2 protein-coding genes and 1 pseudogene are annotated in these 2,651 nt (G+C 69.4%); all 3 read left to right on the forward strand.

Annotated elements, in window-relative coordinates:
• Window positions 1–15: 15 nt before the first annotated feature.
• Window positions 16–117, forward strand: a pseudogene (locus ACY45C_RS19375) (recombinase family protein); the annotation flags it as partial.
• Between the two features lie 59 nt (window positions 118–176).
• The gene (locus ACY45C_RS19380) at window positions 177–983 is read left to right on the forward strand and encodes a methylenetetrahydrofolate reductase (RefSeq protein ID WP_462188991.1); all 807 of its coding nucleotides are present in this window, start codon (window positions 177–179) and stop codon (window positions 981–983) included.
• Window positions 984–1,507: 524 nt separating this feature from the next.
• On the forward strand, window positions 1,508–2,651 hold a 1,144-nt coding region (locus ACY45C_RS19385), incomplete at its 3' end, for a 7-carboxy-7-deazaguanine synthase QueE (protein ID WP_462188992.1).

Raw genomic sequence — 2,651 nt, forward strand, 5'->3', positions numbered from 1 at the left:
AAGGGGTTGAGGTCGATGCGGGTTGGCTACGTCAGAGTCAGCAGCGTCGACCAGAACACGGTGAGGCAACTTGACGGGGTGGACGTTGAGCGGATGTTCACCGACAAGGCGTCCGGGGCAGCGCACCCGTGCGATGTGGCTGTGGTCTGTGGATCGTGGCGTCCTATCCTGTCCGGATGCAGGAATCCACGGCGGGTCACGAACGTCCGGTGCGCGGCTTCGAGCTGATCTGCGAGATCGAGCCGCCGACCCGGCCGGACCTGACCCATGCCCGCCACCAGATCGGCGTTCTGAGCCCCGTCACCGACGCGTTCCTGATCCCCGACAACCACATCGGACGCGCGACGGTGTCGAGCATCGCCGTCGCCCACGAGGTGCAGACGATGGGGGGAGGCAGCATCGCCTGCGTGAACTCCCGCGACCGTAACCTGCTCGGCTTCCGCCGCGACCTGCTCACCGCCGCGGCCTACGGCGTCGAGGAATTCCTGTTCGTCCACGGCGACAAACCCACCGCCGGGAACCGAACCAGCGACCTGACCGTGCGCGCGATGATGGACGAGGCCCGCGCGGCCAGCGAGGATCCGGTCTTCGCGGACATGCCGGCGTTCCGGGTCGGCGCCGCGGCCGGCCTACGTCCGCTGCCCACATGGAAACGAGCGGCCGACTTCCTGTTCGTACAGGTCAGCTACTCGATGGACGCCCTGCTGCGCTGGCGCGACGCCCATCCGGTCGAACTGCCGATCTACGCCGGCGTCATGGTCCTCGCGAGCGCCGGGATGGCCCGCCGCCTCGCCGCGACCATCCCCGACATCGACATCCCCGACGACCTCGTCCAAGCAGTCGAACGGGACCAGGCGGCCGGGGTCGAAGCGGCCTGCGACCAGGTGCTACGGCTGCGCGACAACGGCGCCTTCGCCGGTGTGCACCTCGTCCCGGTTAGCCGCTACCGCCAGGTCGCCACCCGACTTGAGGACCTTCTCTAACCGCCCGGGCCGTTTCTCGCAGGTCTTGGTACCCCTCACGCAGGGTCCAGCAGTCGATCAGCTGCTCCGGAGTGCACTCCCGCCGCATGGAAGTCCGACCTGGCCCGGGAGTTCGGCATCAGCCGCGAGAACGCCGGCCTGCCGGCCTCTACTGGGACGACCTCCCCGAGGACAAGATCGCGGCGATCCCGGTCCTGGCGGCGCTCCGGCCTCACACAGGCTGACCTGGTCAGCGAACATTCCCTCCGGATAGAAATCCGGTGGCCTGCCTGGCAGGTCCTCCCAGCTCAGCGAGCCTGCCGCCTGCGAAAACGTTCTTCCCAAGCGGTGGAATGACCTACGCACACCACCTGGCGATCATGACTTCTCGGAATCCGTCTCACGCGAGATAGCGAGGCGCTCGCCCGCCATCTGGCCTGCTGGTTCCTCGACGAGGTCCAGCCGGCGATTGCCGGGACTCTGGTGCTCGTCCGAGTCTCTGAGACCCCGGGGACCTGGGCCGAGTACGTCGTCGGCGCTGCCGGGTGACTGCCGGAGCCCAGGCCGGTCTGCTCGTGGCGGAGCGGTTTGGCCCGACGTTTCAGGGCGAGGGCGTCACGGCTGGCCAGCGGGCGGTCTTCCTGCGGCTGTCCGGGTGCAATCTGACCTGCTCGTTCTGCGACGAGCCCCATACGTGGGACTGGCGCCGGTTCGACCGGTCGGAGCACAGCGAAGCGATCCGGGCGCGCGCGCTCGTGGACTGGCTGCTCGCCCAGCCGGCCGAGCGGGTGGTCGTGACGGGGGGAGAGTCGCTGCTCCAGCAGCGGCGGCTGGTCCCGCTCGTCGCGGAGCTCCATCGCGCCGGCCGTCGGGTCGAGATCGAGACGAACGGGACCGTCGTTCCCGCCGACGACCTGGTGGCGGCTATCGACCGGTTCACGATCTCGCCGAAGCTGTCCGGTTCGGAGGTTCCGGAGCCCAGGCGGATCGTGCCCGCGGCGCTGCGCGCCTTCGCCGGGCTGAGCAGCGTGGCGTTCAAGTTCGTCGTCTCCCGGCCCGCCGAGGAGATCGAGGAGATCGCCGCGCTCGAAGCGCGGTTCGGCACGTTGGCCGACAGGTGGGCCATCGATCTGACGGTCAGCCAGGAACTGGACCTGTCCCGCGCCGGCAAGAGCCCCACAGCCTTCGCCTCGATCTCGGACATGATCAGCGCGTTGTCCGGCCGGCCGGTGCGCGTGGGCAGCCCGTTCTGGCAGCTGACCAAGACGGAGATCGTCGCCTGGTACCTCGCCGAAGGGCTGCCCGCCGCCGACCTGCTGCGACATCACCCTCGACGACGACCAGATCCTCCTCCGACTCGGCGACCCGTCCGTTCCGGTGCCCGAACTGTTCGCCGCCGCGACCCACCGGGACAACATGACCACGGCGACGAATCCGAACAGCCGCTGGCTGTTCCCCGGCCGCCGCGCCGGCCAGCCACTACACCCCGGCAGCCTGCTCGACCAGATCCGCGCCCTCGGCGTCCCGATACAGGCCGCCCGGATCGCCGCGCTACGCCAGCTCGTCCTGCAAGCGCCCGCCCCGGTCGTCGCCCAGGCCCTCGGCTACCACCCGATCACTACCCAATGACACCGCGCCGAAGCCGGTGGAACCTGGAGCCACTACGCCCGGGAGGCCACGAACATGTTC

It is taken from the genome of Frankia sp. CcWB2 (genome assembly GCF_977927585.1).